The sequence below is a fragment of the Alcaligenes sp. WGS1538 genome (assembly GCF_043187505.1).
In the GTDB taxonomy this organism is placed as follows: domain Bacteria; phylum Pseudomonadota; class Gammaproteobacteria; order Burkholderiales; family Burkholderiaceae_B; genus Alcaligenes.
In genome coordinates, this window is record NZ_CP171109.1 from 1485031 (window position 1) to 1502162 (window position 17132).

Annotated in this window: 13 protein-coding genes; 8 read left to right on the forward strand and 5 right to left on the reverse strand. The window is 66.7% G+C overall.

Annotation, left to right across the window (positions count from 1 at the left end):
* Positions 1–83 precede the first annotated feature (83 nt).
* The 6 genes from putA (at position 84) to ACF3ND_RS06930 (ending at position 8840) form a co-directional block, all read left to right on the forward strand.
* The gene (gene putA, locus ACF3ND_RS06905; RefSeq protein WP_394065338.1) at positions 84–3857 is read left to right on the forward strand and encodes a trifunctional transcriptional regulator/proline dehydrogenase/L-glutamate gamma-semialdehyde dehydrogenase; all 3774 of its coding nucleotides are present in this window, start codon (positions 84–86) and stop codon (positions 3855–3857) included.
* A 122-nt stretch (positions 3858–3979) separates the two neighbouring features.
* Entirely contained in the window at positions 3980–5128 is a 1149-nt protein-coding gene (locus ACF3ND_RS06910) for a branched-chain amino acid ABC transporter substrate-binding protein (protein WP_394065794.1), read from the forward strand.
* A 130-nt stretch (positions 5129–5258) separates the two neighbouring features.
* Complete coding sequence (locus ACF3ND_RS06915) at positions 5259–6191, forward strand: branched-chain amino acid ABC transporter permease (RefSeq protein WP_394065339.1); 933 nt, start codon at positions 5259–5261, stop codon at positions 6189–6191.
* On the forward strand, positions 6188–7267 hold the full coding sequence (locus tag ACF3ND_RS06920; RefSeq protein ID WP_394065340.1) for an ABC transporter ATP-binding protein: 1080 nt from the start codon (positions 6188–6190) through the stop codon (positions 7265–7267). The genes ACF3ND_RS06915 and ACF3ND_RS06920 overlap by 4 nt, the downstream gene beginning before the upstream one ends.
* A 5-nt stretch (positions 7268–7272) precedes the next feature.
* On the forward strand, positions 7273–8106 hold the full coding sequence (locus ACF3ND_RS06925; protein ID WP_394065795.1) for an ABC transporter ATP-binding protein: 834 nt from the start codon (positions 7273–7275) through the stop codon (positions 8104–8106).
* Positions 8103–8840, forward strand: coding sequence for an ABC transporter ATP-binding protein (locus ACF3ND_RS06930; RefSeq protein WP_394065341.1), 738 nt, complete (start codon positions 8103–8105; stop codon positions 8838–8840). Before ACF3ND_RS06925 ends, ACF3ND_RS06930 begins: the two co-directional genes overlap by 4 nt.
* Positions 8841–8845: 5 nt before the next feature.
* On the opposite strand, the gene dut is transcribed toward ACF3ND_RS06930, so the two are convergent.
* The 5 genes from dut to ACF3ND_RS06955 form a co-directional block, all read right to left on the reverse strand.
* Positions 8846–9307: a dUTP diphosphatase gene (gene dut, locus ACF3ND_RS06935; RefSeq protein ID WP_394065342.1), complete on the reverse strand. Its 462-nt coding sequence runs from the start codon at positions 9305–9307 to the stop codon at positions 8846–8848.
* Between the two features lie 73 nt (positions 9308–9380).
* Positions 9381–10577, reverse strand: coding sequence for a bifunctional phosphopantothenoylcysteine decarboxylase/phosphopantothenate--cysteine ligase CoaBC (gene coaBC / locus ACF3ND_RS06940; RefSeq protein ID WP_394065343.1), 1197 nt, complete (start codon positions 10575–10577; stop codon positions 9381–9383).
* Between the two features lie 17 nt (positions 10578–10594).
* Positions 10595–11131: a signal peptidase II gene (gene lspA / locus ACF3ND_RS06945; protein WP_394065344.1), complete on the reverse strand. Its 537-nt coding sequence runs from the start codon at positions 11129–11131 to the stop codon at positions 10595–10597.
* Positions 11124–13964 carry an isoleucine--tRNA ligase gene (gene ileS, locus ACF3ND_RS06950; protein ID WP_394065345.1) on the reverse strand — a complete coding sequence of 947 codons (2841 nt, stop codon included), beginning with the start codon at positions 13962–13964 and terminating at the stop codon, positions 11124–11126. The genes lspA and ileS overlap by 8 nt, the downstream gene beginning before the upstream one ends.
* Positions 13954–14919: a bifunctional riboflavin kinase/FAD synthetase gene (locus tag ACF3ND_RS06955; protein WP_394065346.1), complete on the reverse strand. Its 966-nt coding sequence runs from the start codon at positions 14917–14919 to the stop codon at positions 13954–13956. Before ACF3ND_RS06955 ends, ileS begins: the two co-directional genes overlap by 11 nt.
* 49 nt (positions 14920–14968) lie before the next feature.
* Between ACF3ND_RS06955 and purN the strand changes: the two genes are divergently transcribed.
* Positions 14969–15625, forward strand: coding sequence for a phosphoribosylglycinamide formyltransferase (purN, locus tag ACF3ND_RS06960; RefSeq protein ID WP_394065347.1), 657 nt, complete (start codon positions 14969–14971; stop codon positions 15623–15625).
* A gap of 32 nt (positions 15626–15657) precedes the next feature.
* Entirely contained in the window at positions 15658–17076 is a 1419-nt protein-coding gene (locus ACF3ND_RS06965; RefSeq protein ID WP_394065348.1) for an RsmB/NOP family class I SAM-dependent RNA methyltransferase, read from the forward strand.
* The last annotated feature ends 56 nt before the right edge of the window (positions 17077–17132 follow it).

A 17132-nucleotide genomic window follows, 5' to 3' on the forward strand; every position in this document is an offset into this window, starting at 1 on the left:
GGTTAACCTTAATAGGTGTCTGGGTTAACCGGCAGTAGTATTTCGGCAATCCAATGCAACAGCATTTTTACCGGGATACGGGCATGGCGAGCACTACCTTAGGCATCAAGGTCGATACGGAATTGCGCGAGCGTTTGCGCAGCGCGGCGGACAAGCTGCAATGCACGCCGCACTGGCTGCACAAGCAGGCCCTGCTTTCCTACATCGAGAATATCGAACGCGGGGCGATTCCCGGTGAATTGGCCTATCTGCCGGGCGCTGAGGCTGTGGCGGCCGACGACCCCGTGGAGGCGCCGCAGGCTCCCTTCTACGCCTTTGCTCAGGACGTGCAGCCGCAAAGCGTGCTGCGCGCGGCCATAACGGCGGCGTACCGCCGTCCCGAAACCGAATGCGTGCCTTTGCTGCTGAGCGCGGCGCGCGCTTCGCAGGATCCGCGTGCCCAGGAACTGGCCGCGCGCCTGGTGAACGCCCTGCGCGCCAAGCGCACCGGCGGCGGCGTGGAGGGACTGATCCAGGAATTTTCCCTGTCCAGCCAGGAGGGAGTGGCCCTGATGTGCCTGGCCGAGGCCTTGCTGCGCATTCCCGATCGCGCCACCCGCGACGCCCTGATCCGCGACAAGATCAGCCATGGCGACTGGCGCGCCCATGTGGGCGAGTCGCCGTCCCTGTTCGTGAATGCCGCCACCTGGGGCCTGATGCTGACGGGGCGCCTGGTCAGTGTGAACAGCGAGAAGAACCTGTCGTCGGCGTTGACGCGCATGATAGGCAAAGGCGGCGAGCCTCTGATCCGCAAGGGAGTGGACGTGGCCATGCGCATGATGGGCGAGCAGTTCGTGACCGGCCAGACCATCGCCTCGGCCCTGGCCAACAGTCGCAAGTTCGAGGAAAAGGGCTTTCGCTATTCCTATGACATGCTGGGCGAGGCGGCCACCACGGCCGAGGACGCGCAGCGTTACTACCAGGCCTATGAACAGGCCATCCATGCCATCGGCAAAGCCAGCCAGGGTCGCGGTATCTACGAAGGTCCCGGCATCTCCATCAAGCTGTCCGCCCTGCATCCGCGCTACAGCCGCGCCCAGCGCGACCGCGTCATGGGCGAGCTGTATCCGCGGCTGCTGGAACTGGCGCAGCTGGCGCGCCAGTACGATGTGGGCCTGAACATCGACGCCGAAGAAGCCGACCGCCTGGAGCTGTCCCTGGACCTGCTGGACCGGCTGTGCTTCGACGCCTCCCTGGCGGGCTGGAACGGCATAGGCTTCGTGGTGCAGGCCTATCAGAAGCGCGCGCCTTTCGTCATCGACTACCTGATCGACCTGGCGCGACGCAGCGGCCACCGCCTGATGCTGCGCCTGGTCAAGGGGGCGTACTGGGACTCGGAGATCAAGCGCGCCCAGGTGGACGGCCTGGAAGGCTATCCCGTCTATACGCGCAAGGTGCATACGGACGTGTCCTATCTGGCCTGCGCGCGCAAGCTGCTGCAGGCGCCGGAGGCCATCTATCCGCAGTTCGCCACGCACAATGCGCAGACCCTGTCGGCCATCTACTACATGGCCGGCCAGAATTATTATCCCGGCCAGTACGAGTTCCAGTGCCTGCACGGCATGGGCGAGCCGCTCTACGATGAAGTGGTGGGCCCGGTCAAGGCGGGCAAGCTGAACCGCCCCTGCCGCATCTACGCGCCGGTGGGCTCGCACGAGACCCTGCTGGCCTACCTGGTGCGTCGCCTGCTGGAAAACGGAGCCAATACATCATTCGTGAACCAGATCGGCGATGCCGACCTGCCGGTCGAGCACCTGATTGCCGATCCCGTGGCCCAGGCCCTGCAGCTGCAGCCGCTCGGCCGTCCGCACGACAAGATCCCGCTGCCGCGCCAACTCTATTGGGAGGCGGAGCAGCGCCTGAACTCCGCGGGCCTGGACCTGAGCAACGAGCATCGCCTGGGCTCGCTGGCGGCGGCCCTGATGCAGAGCGCCGCCCAGCCCTGGCGCGCGCAGCCCCTGCTGGCCCAGGACATGCCTGTCTGGGACGATTCCCGGGCCCGCGCCGTGCTCAATCCCGCCAATCACCAGGATGTCGTGGGGCAGGTCATGGAAGCCGGCGAGGCGGACGTCGCGCACGCCCTGGAAGCGGCGGCGCACTATGCTCCGATCTGGCAGGCCACGCCTGTGGACGAACGAGCCGGCGCCCTGCAGCAGGCGGCCCAGTTGCTGGAAGACCAGATGCAGGAACTGATGGGCCTGCTGGTGCGCGAAGCCGGCAAGTCCTACGCGAACGCCATCTCCGAAGTGCGCGAGGCCGTGGACTTCCTGCGCTACTACTCGGGACAGGTCCTGCGCGAATTCGACAATGACCGCCAGCGTCCGCTGGGCGTGGTCGTCTGCATCAGCCCCTGGAATTTCCCCCTGGCCATCTTCCTGGGCCAGGTGTCGGCCGCGCTGGCGGCAGGCAATGTGGTGCTGGCCAAGCCGGCCGAGCAGACCCCGCTGATCGCCGCGGCCGCGGTGCGCCTGCTGCACCGCGGCGGCGTGCCTGAAGGCGCGCTGCAGCTGCTGCCGGGCGACGGACCTACCGTGGGGGCGCCGCTGGTGGCCAGCCCGCAGGTCAACGGCGTCCTGTTCACCGGCTCCACGGCTGTGGCCAAATCGCTGGCGCGCCAGTTGGCCCAGCGCCTGACGCCGGACGGCCAGGTGGTGCCGCTGATCGCCGAGACGGGCGGCCTGAACGCCATGGTGGTGGACAGCTCCGCGCTGGCCGAGCAGGTGGTGTTCGATGTGCTCAATTCGGCGTTCGATTCGGCCGGCCAGCGCTGCTCGGCCCTGCGTCTGCTGTGCATCCAGGAAGAAGCGGCCGAGCGCGTGCTGGGCATGCTGCGCGGCGCCCTGAAGGAACTGCGCGTGGGCAACCCGGACTTGTTGAGCACGGATGTGGGGCCGGTCATCGACGAAGAGGCCCGAGCCGGCATCGAGCAGCACATTGCGGCCATGCGCAGCGCCGGCTTCCAGGTGGAGCAGGGCGAGCGGCCCGCCGGTCTGGCCGGGACATTCGTGCTGCCCACGCTGATCGAGATCAATCAGGTGCAGGACCTGGAGCGCGAGATCTTCGGCCCGGTGCTGCATGTGATGACGTATGCGCGCAAGGACCTGGACGCCCTGATCGACCAGATCAACGAACGCGGCTATGGGCTGACCTTCGGCGTGCATACCCGCCTGGACGAGACCGTGCAGCGCGTGGTGTCGCGCGTGCGCGCCGGCAATGTGTATGTGAACCGCAATATGGTGGGCGCGGTGGTGGGCGTGCAGCCCTTCGGCGGCGAAGGCTTGTCGGGCACCGGGCCCAAGGCGGGCGGCCCACTGTACCTGCGTCGCCTGCTTGGTCGCTGCGCGCAGGACCTGCCCCTGCAGGCCTTGCGCAAGAACGGCCAGGTCCTGCCCGGGCCCACCGGCGAATCCAATGTCTATCAATTGCATCCGCGCGGTCGCGTACTGTGCATGCCGGCCAGCGAGGAGGGCTGGCGCGCACAGATGCAGGCCTGCGCGCTCAGCGGCTGCCAGCCGGTTCTGCTGAACCGCGCCGGGCTGGACGGCTTGCCCGAGCAGGGCGTGGAGCAGATTGATCTGTCAGAGCTGGGCTGCGCGGATTATGATGCTGTCTTGTTTGAAGGCGACGGCGATGAGCTCGAGCAACTGGCCATACAGGTGGCGCAGCGCGAAGGCGCCATCGTGGGGGTCCAGGGGCTGTCCACGCAAGAGTTGCGCCGGGGCGCGGCCTATGCGGCCGAACGTCTGATGCGCGAAGTATCGGTCAGCACCAACACGGCGGCTGCCGGGGGCAACGCCAGCCTGATGATGGTGGGTTAGGCGCGCTCGCCTGCGCGCCGCGCCGACTCGTACCCGGAGTCGGCGGCCCGGTAAAATTCACAGCAGTAAGGCCGGCCATAAGCCCGGTCCCATTAAAACTAGGGAGAACAACCATGCAGTCCATGAAGAACATCAAATTGGGTCTGGTCTCGGCCGCGGTGCTGGCCGCTTTTGCCGCAGCGCCGGCTTCGGCTGCAGAGAAAGTCATCAAGCTGGGCTTTGCCGCCCCGCTGACCGGTCCGCAGGCGCACTACGGCGAGGACATGCGCAATGGGTTGACCCTGGCCCTGGAAGAGGCCAATGCCCAGAAGATCCAGATCGACGGCGAGACCGCCCGTTTCGAACTGGTCGCCAAGGACGACCAGGCCGACCCGCGCACCGCCGTGCAGGTGGCCCAGCAGATCGTGGACGATGGCGTGGACGGCGTACTGGGCCATTTCAACTCCGGCACCACCATTCCGGCCTCGCGCGTCTACAACGACGCCGGCATTCCGCAGATCGCGATGGCGACCTCGCCCGAGTACACCCAGCAGGGCTACGACAACACCTTCCGCATGATGACCAGCGACACCCAGCAGGGCGCCGCCGTGGGCCAGTTCATGGTGAAGGATCTGGCGGCCAAGAAGATCGCCCTGATCGATGATCGCACGGCCTACGGCCAGGGGCTGACCGACCAGGTGGCGCGCGCCGTTGAAAAGGCGGGCGGCCAGATCGTGGCCCGCGAGTACACCACGGACAAGGCCAACGACTTCACCTCCATTCTGACCAACATCAAGTCCAAGCAGCCCGACGCCATCTTCTTCGGCGGCCTGGACGCCCAGTCCGGCCCCATGAAGCGCCAGATGCAGACCCTGGACATCAAGGCGCCCCTGGTCTCGGGCGAGATGACCCGCAGCGACACCTTCCTGCGCCTGGCCGGCGGCGCCGCCGACGGCACCTACGCCTCCCTGGCCGGCGTGCCGCTGTCCACCATGGCGGCCGGCGAGAAGTTCGCCCAGGACTACAAGAACCGCTTCAAGGCCGATCCCGGCGTCTACGCGCCCTATGCCTATGACGGCGCCTGGAACATGATCACCGCCATGAAGGAAGCCGGCTCCTCCAAGGCCGAGGACTATCTGCCCAAGCTGGCCGGCCTCAAGCGCAGCGGCGCCACCAGCAGCAACATCGCCTACGACAAGAACGGCGACCTGAAGGAAATCGCCGTGACCATCTACGAGGTCAAGGACGGCAAGTGGACCATGGTCAAGACCATGGTGAGCCAGGCCAACTAAGACCTGCATCTGGTGCCTGAGCCGCGCGTTGCCGTGCGGCTCTTCAGCCGGCCTCCCGGGGAGGCCGGCGCCCGCTGTTCCGTGGCCATGCCGCGGTGCATGCCCGGGAAACGACAGCGAGTCCTTGTCGATGGAAATTCTGATACAACAACTCATCAACGGCCTGACCGTGGGCAGTGTCTATGCGCTGGTGGCGCTGGGCTACACCATGGTCTACGGGATCATAGGCCTGATCAATTTCGCCCACGGCGACGTGGTGATGGTGGGCGCCATGCTGGCGACCACGGTGGTGCTGTCCCTGGTGGGGGCGGACCCGGCCGGCATGTCCGCCTGGCTGGCCGTGGGGCTGGCCCTGCTGGCCGCGATCCCGACCTGCATGGCCATAGGCTGGACGGCCGAGCGTTACGCCTACCGCCCCCTGCGCCGCGCGCCGCGCCTGGCCGCGCTCATCACCGCCATCGGCGTGTCCTTCATTGTCCAGAACATCGCCATGATGGTCTGGGGCCGCAACTACCTGAGCTTTCCGCACATCATCGAGCCCATGGTGTTCCAGCTGGGCGAGGCGCGCATCAGCCTGCTGCAGCTGCTGATCATCGGCGGCGCCGCCCTGATCATGGTCGGCCTGATGGCGCTGGTGCACCGCACCCGCCTGGGCACCGCCATGCGCGCCACCGCGCAGAACCGCGAGGTGGCCGGCCTGATGGGCGTGAACATCAACACCGTGATCTCCGCCGCCTTCCTGATCGGCTCGGCCCTGGCGGCCGTGGCCGGCGTCATGATCGTCACCTACTACGGCGTGGCCCAGTACACCATGGGCTTCATGCTGGGCCTGAAGGCCTTCACGGCCGCGGTGCTGGGCGGCATCGGCAACCTGGGCGGCGCCATGCTGGGCGGACTGCTGCTGGGGCTGATCGAGGCCCTGGGAGCCGGCTACATCGGCGACCTGACCAATGGCGTGTTCGGCAGCAACTACCAGGACGTGTTCTCGTTCATCGTGCTGATCCTGGTACTGATTTTCCGTCCATCCGGCCTGCTGGGTGAACGGGTGGGAGACCGGGCATGATGGACGCCAAGAAGAAACCCGTTCCCGTGCGCGTCTGGCTGGGCGCGTTGCTGATCGGCGTGGTCCTGGCGGTGCTGCCCTTTGTGCTGGGCATGGCCGGCCAGAGCTGGATCCGCACGTTGAACTTCGCGCTGCTGTACGTGATGCTGGCCCTGGGCCTGAACATCGTGGTGGGCTTTGCGGGCCTGCTGGACCTGGGCTATATCGCCTTTTACGCCGTCGGCGCCTATGTCTGGGCCATGCTCGCCTCGCCGCATTTCGGCCTGCACCTGCCGTTCTGGGTCGTGATGCCGGCCGGCATCGTGCTGGCGGCCTTGTTCGGCGTGCTGCTGGGCTTTCCGGTCCTGAAGCTGCGCGGCGACTACCTGGCCATCGTCACGCTGGGCTTTGGCGAGATCATCCGCATCTTCATGAACAACCTGGACGCGCCGGTCAACATCACCAACGGTCCGCAGGGCATCAACCGGGTGGACACCTTCAAGGTGGGCGAATTCGTCTTCGGGCGGGCCGAGACTTTCTTCGGCATACGCGTCACCGGGCCGGAAAAGTATTACTACCTGCTGCTGGCGGTGACGCTGCTGATCGTGTTCGTCTGCGTGCGCCTGCAGCATTCGCGCATCGGGCGCGCCTGGGAAGCCATCCGCGAGGACGAGATCGCCGCCAAGGCCATGGGCATCAATACCCGCAACGTCAAGCTGCTGGCCTTTGCCATGGGCGCGACCTTCGGCGGGGTGGCCGGCGGGCTGTTCGCCTCCATGCAGGGCTTCGTCAGCCCCGAGAGCTTCAGCCTGACCGAGTCCATCTCCGTGCTGTGCATGGTGGTGCTGGGCGGCATGGGCCATATTCCCGGCGTCATCGTGGGCGCCCTCCTGCTGTCGGTCTTTCCGGAGCTGCTGCGCGCCCTGGTGGTGCCTCTGCAGCAAAGCGTGTTCGGCGAGGTGATCCTGGATCCGGACGGCATACGCATGCTGCTGTTCGGCTTCGCCCTGGTGCTGGTCATGATCTACCGGCCCGAAGGTTTGTGGCCGTCGGCGGTGCGCCGCCGTGAACGCAAGATGAAGGAGTCCCAGGCATGAGCGCGATGGCAACAAGCAAGACCGCGGGCGGCGGCCAGGTGCTGCTGCAGGCCAGCGGGCTGTCCAAGCGTTTCGGCGGCCTGCAGGCCTTGTCGGAAGTCAGCTTCAGCATCCGCCAGGGCGATATCTACGGGCTGATCGGTCCCAACGGCGCCGGCAAGACGACGCTGTTCAATGTCATGACGGGGCTGTACGTGCCCGAGTCGGGGCGCTGCGAGTTCGCCGGCCACGTGCTGACGGACTGCAAGCCGCACCAGATCGCCGAGGCGGGCTTTGCGCGGACCTTCCAGAACATCCGCCTGTTCGGCAACCTGTCGGCGCTGGAGAACGTCATGATAGGCCGGTATGTGCGCACCCGCGCCGGCGTGCTGGGCGCGGTGCTGCGCAATCGCGCCACGCGCCGCGAGGAAGAGCAGATCGAGGCGCGCGCCTACGAGCTGCTGGAGTACGTGGGCATCGTCGAGCGCGCCAACGACATCGCGCGTTCGCTCTCCTACGGCGACCAGCGCCGCCTGGAGATCGCCCGCGCCCTGGCCACCGATCCCAAGCTGCTGGCGCTGGACGAGCCGGCCGCCGGCATGAATCCGTCCGAGACCGTGGTCCTGCGCCAGCTGATCGAAAAGATACGCGGCGACGGCATCACCGTGCTGCTGATCGAGCACGACATGAAACTGGTGATGGGCCTGTGCGACCGGGTGCTGGTGCTGGAGTACGGCAAGGTGCTGGCCGAAGGCAGGCCGGCCGAGGTGCAGCACAATCCCCGTGTCATCGAAGCCTATCTGGGGGCGGGCGCCGCCAAGGAACTGGGCATTACCGCTACGCAGGAGGAGCAGGCATGAGCGCGTCGCCATGGTTGTTGGATATTCGGGGCCTGGATGTCGCCTACGGCGGCATCCGCGCCGTGCAGGGGCTGAACCTGCAGGTGGGCAAGGGCGAGCTGGTCTGCCTGATCGGGGCCAATGGCGCGGGCAAGAGCACGACGCTGCGCGCCATCTGCGGCCTGGTGCCCGTGGCGGCCGGCCAGGTGGACTATCAGGGCCAGAGCATCGTGGGCGTGCCCTCGCATCAGCTGGTGCGGCGCGGACTGGTCATGGTGCCGGAAGGGCGGGGCATCTTCGGCCAGCTGACCATAGAGGAAAACCTGTCCATGGGCGCTTATACGCGGCGCGACGACGCCCAGGTGCGTCAGGACGTGGAGCGGGTCTACACCCTGTTCCCGCGCCTGGCCGAACGCAAGAAGCAGTCGGCCGGCACCTTGTCCGGGGGCGAGCAGCAGATGCTGGCCATGGGCCGCGCCATGATTTCCCGCCCCGAGCTGTTGCTGCTGGACGAACCCTCCATGGGCTTGGCGCCCATCATGGTCGAACGCATCTTCGGCCTGATCCAGGACATCGCCAAGGAAGGGGTCACCATACTGCTGATCGAGCAGAACGCCCGCCTGGCGCTGGAACTGGGCGATCGCGGCTACGTGATGGAGTCCGGCCGCATCATCCTGGAAGGCCCGGCCTCTCGGTTGCTGCACGATCCCAAGGTGCGCGCCGCCTACCTGGGGGAGGAAGACTTCGCCGCTTGAAGGGCTCAGTTCTTGCCCGTGCTGCCGAATCCGCCCGTGCCGCGCTCGGTCTCGGTGGAGAACTGGTCCACGAACTGCAGGGCCACCTGCACCACGGGCTGGAACATCAGCTGGGCGATGCGCTCGCCCGGCTGGATCACATAGTCCGCGTCGCTGTCATTGGCCAGGATCACGCCTATTTCGCCGTGGTAGTCGGCGTCGATGACGCCTATGCCCTGGGCCACGCGCACGCCGTGCTTGAGCGACAGGCCCGAGCGCGAAGCGACGATGGCGACCAGGCCGGGGTCCATCATATTGATGGCCAGGCCGGTCTTGACCAGCATGCGCCCGCCGGCCGGCAGGGTGACGGCCTGCTCGAGGCAGGCGCGCAGGTCCATGGCGGCCGAGCCGTCCGTGGCGTAGCTGGGGGTTTCTATGGTGGCGCCCAGCAGCTCATTGACGATGCGGGCTTCGATACGGCGATGCATGTAGGGGCATCCTGTGAAAAGCAGGGCGGCGCACAGGGCATGGCGCCGCCCGTTGTGATGGAAGGAATGGAAATCAGGGCCGTTCGGAGAGCCGCTCGGCGATGGCCTGCACCAGCTTGCGGGCCGCCTGCAGCTTGTCCTGGGCGGGCCAGTGCGTGTGGCCGTGTTCGTCGCACAGGATCAGCTCGGTGTCCTCGGCATTCATGGCGCGCTGCGCCAGGTTGCCCACCAGCAGGGGCACGTTCTTGCGCCGGCGCTTGGCCTGGGCGTGCTCCAGCAGATGATCGGTCTCGGCGGCGAAGCCGACGCAGAACGGGCCCTGGGGCAGGGCGGCGACCTCGGCGAGGATGTCGGGGTTGGGGCTGAACTCCAGTTGCGGCGTTGCCTGCTCGGCGGTTTTCTTGATCTTGCGGTCGCTGGCGTTGCTGACGTACCAGTCGGCCACCGCCGCGACGCTGATGAACACGTCCGCCTGCGTCGCCTGCGCCATGACGGCCGAGTGCATCTGGCGGGCGGTCTCCACGTTGATGCGCTGCACGCCATAGGGTGTTTCCAGGGCGACCGGGCCGGAAACCAGGGTGACCCGGGCGCCCGCCTCGAAGGCGGCTCGCGCAATGGCGTAGCCCATCTTGCCGGAGGAGCGGTTGCTGATGACGCGCACCGGGTCGATGGGCTCGGACGTGGGGCCGGCCGTGATCAGCACGCGCTTGCCGGCCAGCAGCTTGGGCTGGAAGAAGGCGACCAGCTCGGCCAGCAGCTGTTGCGGTTCCAGCATGCGGCCGTCGCCGGTCTCGCCGCAAGCCTGGTCGCCACAGCCCGGGCCCAGGATGTGCACGCCGTCGCGGCGCAGCTGCTCCACATTGCGCTGGGTGGCCGGGTGCAGCCACATTTCGCGATTCATGGCCGGGGCTACCAGCAAGGGGCACAGGCCGCGCGCCACGCACAGCGTGCTGAGCAGGTCGTCGGCCATGCCCTGGGCCAGTCGCGCCATGAAGTTGGTGCTGGCCGGCGCCACCAGGATGGCGTCGGCCTGTCGGCTGAGCTGGATGTGGGCCATATTGTTGGGCACGCGCGCATCCCACAGGTCCGTGTAGACCGGACGCCCCGACAGGGCCTGGAAGGTGACCGGAGTGACGAAGCGCGTGGCCGACTCGGTCATGACGACGTCGATCTGCGCGCCCAGTTCCTGGGCGCGGCGCAGCAGTTCCGCCGTCTTGTAGGCGGCGATGCCGCCGCTGATGCCAAAGACCAGTTTCTTCTTGGCGAGCATGAGGGCTCCTTGCAGGGTCAGGCGTGTTGCCGCTTGTTGCGGCGCATCCGCAGGAACTCGTCCAGGACCAGCAGGATGGCGCCGCAGGTGATGGCCACGTCCGCGAGGTTGAAGGCCGGAAAGTAGGACTGGTTCCAGTAGAACAGCAGGAAGTCCACGACGTGGCCGTGCTGGAGGCGATCCACCACATTGCCCACGGCGCCGCCCAGGATCAGGCTGAGCGACAGGCAGAACAGCGGCTGCCTGGCCGAACGGCGCAGCATGATCAGGATCAGCACCGTGGCCGCCAGGGCGATGGCCACGAAGAACCAGCGCTGCCAGCCCTGGCCGCCCGCCAGGAAGCTGAAGGCTGCGCCCGGGTTGTAGAGCAGCGTGAAGTCGAAGAAGGGCAGGATGTTCCAGCGTTCCTGGTAGAACAGATGGGTGTCGAAGTACCACTTGGTCCACTGGTCCAGCACGACGATCAGCGCCGCCAGGCCCAGCCAGGCCCAGAATTGCCGCGCGGGCAGGCGGGCCTGCCCGGGGCTGGCGGGGGCGAGGTCCTGGTCAGGCATGGTGGCGCACTTCGCCGTCGCCGAACAGATTGTCTTCGCAGCGCCCGCACAGGGTGGGGTGCTCGTGGCTGCGACCCACGTCCGGGCGGTGGTGCCAGCAGCGTTCGCACTTGGCCTGCTCGGTGGGGCTCACCTCGATGCGCAGCTCGCCTTCGCCGGCGTGCACGTCGGCGCGCGAGACGATCAGCATGAAGCGCAGGTCCTGGCCCAGCGACTGCAGCCATTCCAGGTCCTGGCCGCCGGCATGAATGTCCACTTCGGCCGCCAGGGACGAGCCCACGGCGCCGGTGCTGCGCACGTCTTCGATGCGGCGCATGACCTCGGCGCGGATGGCCCGCAGGCGCTGCCATTTGGCTTCCAGAGCCTCCCGGTCCCGCTGTTCGGGCAGGTCATGGAACAGCTCGGTGAAAATGGTGCCGCTGGCGACCTGGCCCTGGTGCAGGTCCTTCCAGGCCTCTTCGGCGGTGAAGGACAGGATGGGGGCCATGAGCTTGAGCAGCGCCTGGGTCAGGTGGTAGAGCGCCGTCTGGGCCGAACGGCGCGGCAGGCCGTCGCGGGCCGTGGTGTACAGGCGGTCCTTCAGGATATCCAGGTAGAAGGCGCCCAGGTCTTCCGAGCAGAAGATCTGCAGGCGGGCCACCACGGGGTGGAATTCATAGCGCTGGTAGTTGTCCAGGATCTCGGCCTGCATGCGCGCGGTCATCTGCAGGGCGTAGCGGTCGATCTCCAGCAGCTGGTCCAGCGGCACGGCGTTTTGCGCCGGATCGAAGTCGGCCAGGTTGCCCAGCAGGAACTTCAGGGTGTTGCGGATGCGGCGGTAGCCTTCCACCACGCGCTTGAGGATCTCGTCCGAGATGGAGAGCTCGCCCGAATAGTCGGTGGAGGCGGCCCACAGGCGCATGATTTCCGCACCCAGGCTGTCGGCGATCTTCTGCGGCACGACGGTGTTGCCCAGCGATTTGCTCATCTTGCGGCCGTTGCCGTCCACCACGAAGCCGTGCGTGAGCAGGGCCTTGTAAGGAGGGCGGCCATACAGCATGCAGCCGGTCAGCAGCGAGGAATGGAACCAGCCGCGGTGCTGGTCCGAGCCTTCCAGGTACAGGTCGGCGGGCCATTGCAGGGCGCCGGCATGCGAGCCGTGCGTGACATGGTCCTTGCCGCCCAGCACGGTGGCGTGGGTGGTGCCGGAGTCGAACCACACGTCCAGCGTGTCGCGATTCTTCTCGTACTGGTCGGCTTCCTCGCCCAGCAGCTCGCGCGGGTCCAGGTTCTGCCAGGCTTCGATGCCGTGCTGCTCGATGCGCTGGGCGACCTGTTCCATCAGTTCGGGCGTGCGCGGGTGCAGCTCGCCGGTCTCCTTGTGCACGAAGAAGGCCATGGGCACGCCCCATTGGCGCTGGCGCGACAGGGTCCAGTCCGGACGGTTGGCGATCATGGCGTGCAGGCGGGCGCGGCCCCAGGCAGGATAGAAATCCGTGCGTTCCACGCCTTCCAGCGCCATTTCGCGCAGGGTGCGGCCGGTGCTGTTCGCCTTGTCCATGCCTGCGAACCATTGGCTGGTGGCTCGGTAGATGATGGGCGTCTTGTGGCGCCAGCAGTGCATGTAGCTGTGGGTGTACTGTTCGGTCTTGAGCAGCGTGCCGGCGTTTTCCAGGGCCTCGACGATCTGGGGGTTGGCCTTCCAGATCATCTGGCCGCCGAACAGCGGCAGACTGTCGGCGTAATGGCCGTTGCCCAGCACGGGCTTGAGGATGGCGTCATCCTTCATGCCGTTGGCTTTGCAGGAGTTGAAGTCCTCGATGCCGTAGGCGGGCGCCGAGTGCACCACGCCCGTGCCGCTGTCCAGGGTCACGTAGTCGCCCAGGTAGACGGGCGAGACGCGGTCGTAGCCGGCGTGCGCGCCGGCCAGGGGATGGCGGAATTCCAGATGATCCAGGGCGGCGCCGGGCGCGGTGGCGACGATCTCGCCTTCCAGGCCCCATTGCTGCAGGCAGGACTCCACCAGGTCCTTGGCCAGGACCAGCCACTGGCCCGTGGCGCGCGCGGCGTTCAGCTTGACCAGCGCGTACTCGATCTCGGGATGGACGTTCAGGGCCTGGTTGGCCGGGATGGTCCAGGGCGTGGTCGTCCAGATGACGATGGCGCCGTCCTCCACGCTGTCCAGGCCGAAGGCGGCCGCCACCTTGTCCTTCTGGGCGAAGGGGAAGGCGACGTGGATGGAAGGATCCTTGCGGTCGGCGTATTCGACCTCGGCCTCGGCCAGCGCCGAGCCGCAGTCGAAGCACCAGTTCACGGGCTTCAGGCCGCGGAACACGAAGCCTTTCTGCATGATCTGCGACAAGGCGCGCAGTTCGTCGGCCTCGTTGCTGTAGTTCATGGTCAGGTAGGGCCGCTCCCAGTCGGCCAGCACGCCCAGGCGCTTGAAGTCGGCGCGCTGGCGGTCGATCTGCTCCAGCGCGTAGGCGCGTGCCTTGGACTGGACCTCGGCCACGGGCAGGTTCTTGCCGAATTTCTTCTCGATCTGGATCTCGATGGGCATGCCGTGGCAATCCCAGCCCGGCACGTACTGGGCGTCGAAGCCGGCCATGTTGCGGCTCTTGACGATGATGTCCTTCAGGATCTTGTTGACCGCGTGACCGATGTGGATGTCGCCGTTGGCATAGGGCGGGCCGTCGTGCAGGATGAACTTGGGACGGCCGGCGCTGGCTTGCCGGATTGCTGCATAGACTTTGTTCTCTTCCCACTGGGCAATCCAGCCCGGCTCGCGTTTGGCCAGGTCGCCGCGCATGGGGAAAGGGGTGTCGGGTAGATTGAGAGTGTCTTTATAGTCCATTTGAGGCGAAATAGTCGCGAGCGCGCTGTGCATCGTTGTCGATGGCGGCGATCATAGTGATGAGGTCGGGGAACTTTTCTTCGTCCCTGACAAATTCCAGAAATTCTATACGGGCAAGTTTACCGTAAGCGTTCAGCTGGCGGTCCAGTAAATGCACTTCCAGCAGCAGGCGGCCCTGGTCCTGCACGGTAGGGCGCACGCCCAGCGAAGCGATGCCCGGCATGGGCCGCGCGTCCAGGCCGTGGGCCAGCACCACGTATACGCCCGAGCGCGCCGCGCAGTGTTCGGGCACGCGGATGTTCAGCGTGGGGTAGCCGATGTCGCGGCCCAGCTTCTGGCCGTGGATGACGTGGCCGCTGATGTGAAAAGGCTTGCCCAGCAGGGCGCGCGCCCGGTCCAGCTGGCCCACGGCCAGGGCGGTGCGCACTTCCGAGCTGGAGATGCGCCGGCCGTCGGCGTCGGGCACGTCCTGCAGGGTTTCCACCTCGAAGCCGTGGCGCCGGCCCGCCTCGCGCAGCATGGCGATGTCGCCGGCGCGCTTGTGGCCGTAGCGGAAGTCCTCGCCCACCAGCAGCCAGCCGGTGTTCAGGCCGCGCACCAGGATGTCCTCGATGAAGGCGGCGGCCGACATGTCGGCCATGTCCTGGTTGAAGCGCGCCAGGTAGATCTGTTCGATGCCGCATTGGCGCAGGGCCTCGACCTTGTCGCGCAGGCCGCTGATCTGGGTGGGGATCAGTTCGGGGCGCTGGCCGCGCTGCGCGAAGAAAGCGCGCGGATGCGGCGTGAAGGTCATCACGCAGGAACTCAGGCCGTGCTGGCGAGCGGCCTCGTTGAGGCGATGCAGGATGGCCTGGTGGCCCAGGTGCACGCCGTCGAAGTTGCCTATGGTGACGGCGCTGCGCGCCGTGCTGTCGCGGCGCGGCAAGGATCGGTAGAGTTTTAGAGCAGATTTCACAAGCGAGAGTTTACAATTTTGGATTCGTTATTTCTCGGGAAACAGGATTTTGACCGATTCCACCCTACCTTGTCGCCTGGTTGTGCTGATTTCGGGCCGGGGTTCCAATATGCAGGCCATAGCCGGACACATCGAGCAGGCCGGCCTGAACGGCCGCATCCAGGTCGTCATCTCGAACAAGGCCGATGCGCCCGGGCTGGACTGGGCGCAGCGCCGCGGCCTGGCCACGGAGGTCGTGCCGCATCGCGAATTTGCAACACGCGAGGCCTTTGACGACGCTTTGGCGCGCGTGATCGACCGCTACCAGCCGGATTATGTTCTACTGGCGGGATTCATGCGCATTCTGACCACGGGCTTCGTCCAGCGCTACGCGGGCAAGCTCGTCAATATACACCCATCTCTGCTTCCCAGTTTCCCGGGCCTGAACACGCATCAGCAGGCGCTGGACGCCGGGGTGCAGTTCCATGGCTGCTCGGTGCATTTCGTGACGCCCGTGCTCGACCACGGTCCCATCATCGCCCAGAGCCTGGTGCCCGTCCTGCAAGGCGACGATGCCCAGACGCTGGCCGGGCGCGTGCTGGCCACCGAGCACCAGGTCTACACTCAGGCGGTGCAGTGGCTGGTCGAGGGCAGGGTGGCGCTGCAGCCGGATGGGCGCGTGCACGTATCGGGCGTGGCGCAGCGCGGCTTTTACTTTCCTGCCTGAGCGGGCGGGTCCATAGGATTTCTTGAGTATTCATGTCTGAACAACGTCATTCCCGGTCGGAGCGCGACCGCTCGGACCGTCAGCGTCCGTCCTCCTCCAGCCAGCGCAACGGCGCAGCCGTCGCGCGCGGCCGTTCCCAGGGCCCGGCCCGCGGCAAGCCTTCGGGCCCGCCCGCGCCGGGCGCGCTGGCGCAGCGGCGCATCGAACAGGTGGCCAGCGCCCTGGGCGAGGTGCTGCAATGGAAGCATCCGGCCGATCTCGCGCTGACGCGCTGGGCGCGCACGCGTCCCAAGATGGGTTCGCGCGACCGCGCCGAGATCCGCGAAGCCGTGTTCGATGTGCTGCGCCACCTGCGCCAGTATCGCAACTGGGCCGAGAGCGGCGTAGGCCCGTCGACCCGGCGCTTGGCCATCCTGGGGCTGGCGGCTGCCTTCGGCCAGGACGAGCTGGCGGCCGGCCTGGGCCAGGACGAGCGCCAGTGGCTTGCCCACATCCGCTCCTTGAACGTGGACGGCCTGCCCGTGGGCGTGCGCCTGAGCCTGCCCGAGTGGCTGGAAGAGCGCCTGGAGCAGATCCCTGATTCCTACAAGCTCATGGAAGCCATGAACGGCCAGGCCCTGCTGGACTTGCGCGTCAATCCCATGAAGGCCGAGCGCGACACGGTGCTGCGCCAGCTGCAGAACGGCCCCATGGCGCGCTTCAAGCCCACCGCCATGCCGTATTCGCCCTGGGGGATACGCATCGAGGGCCGGCCGTCTGTCGCGGTTTGGCCACAGTATGAAAAAGGCGAGCTGGAGATCCAGGAAGAGGGCAGCCAGTTGCTGACGGCCCTGCTGGAGCCGCGCCGCGGCGAGATGGTCATCGACTACTGCGCGGGCGCCGGCGGCAAGACGCTGCTGCTGGGCGCGCTGATGCGCTCCACCGGCCGGCTGTACGCATTCGACGTGTCCGCCACGCGCCTGAACAAGGCCAAGCCGCGCTTTGCGCGCGCCGGCCTGTCCAATGTGGTGCCGGTGGTCATCCAGGAGTCGGGCGACCAGCGCGTGCGCCGCCTGCACGGCAAGGCCCAGCGCGTGCTGGTGGATGCCCCCTGCAGCGGCCTGGGAACTTTGCGCCGCAATCCCGATCTAAAGTGGCGTCAACACCCCGAAGCCTTGCAGCAGTACACCCGCATGCAGGCCGACATTCTGGAACAGGCCGCCGCGTGTGTGGCTCCGGGAGGACGACTGGTCTATGCCACCTGCAGTTTCCTGCCCGAAGAAAACGAGCAGCAGGTGCAGGCCTTCCTGCAAACCCATCCCGAGTTTCGTCTGCTGGATGCCCGGGAAATCCTGAAGGACAAGAGCCCGGCCCTGGAACTGGAAGGGCCTTACCTGAACCTGCGCACGGATCGCCACCAGACCGACTGCTTTTTTGCGGCGGCACTGGAACGAAACGCGCAAAGTGCTTGATTTGAAGCAAGTTCAGTCCCAAATAATGCTATTGTTAACCAGGCAAGTGGGCTACA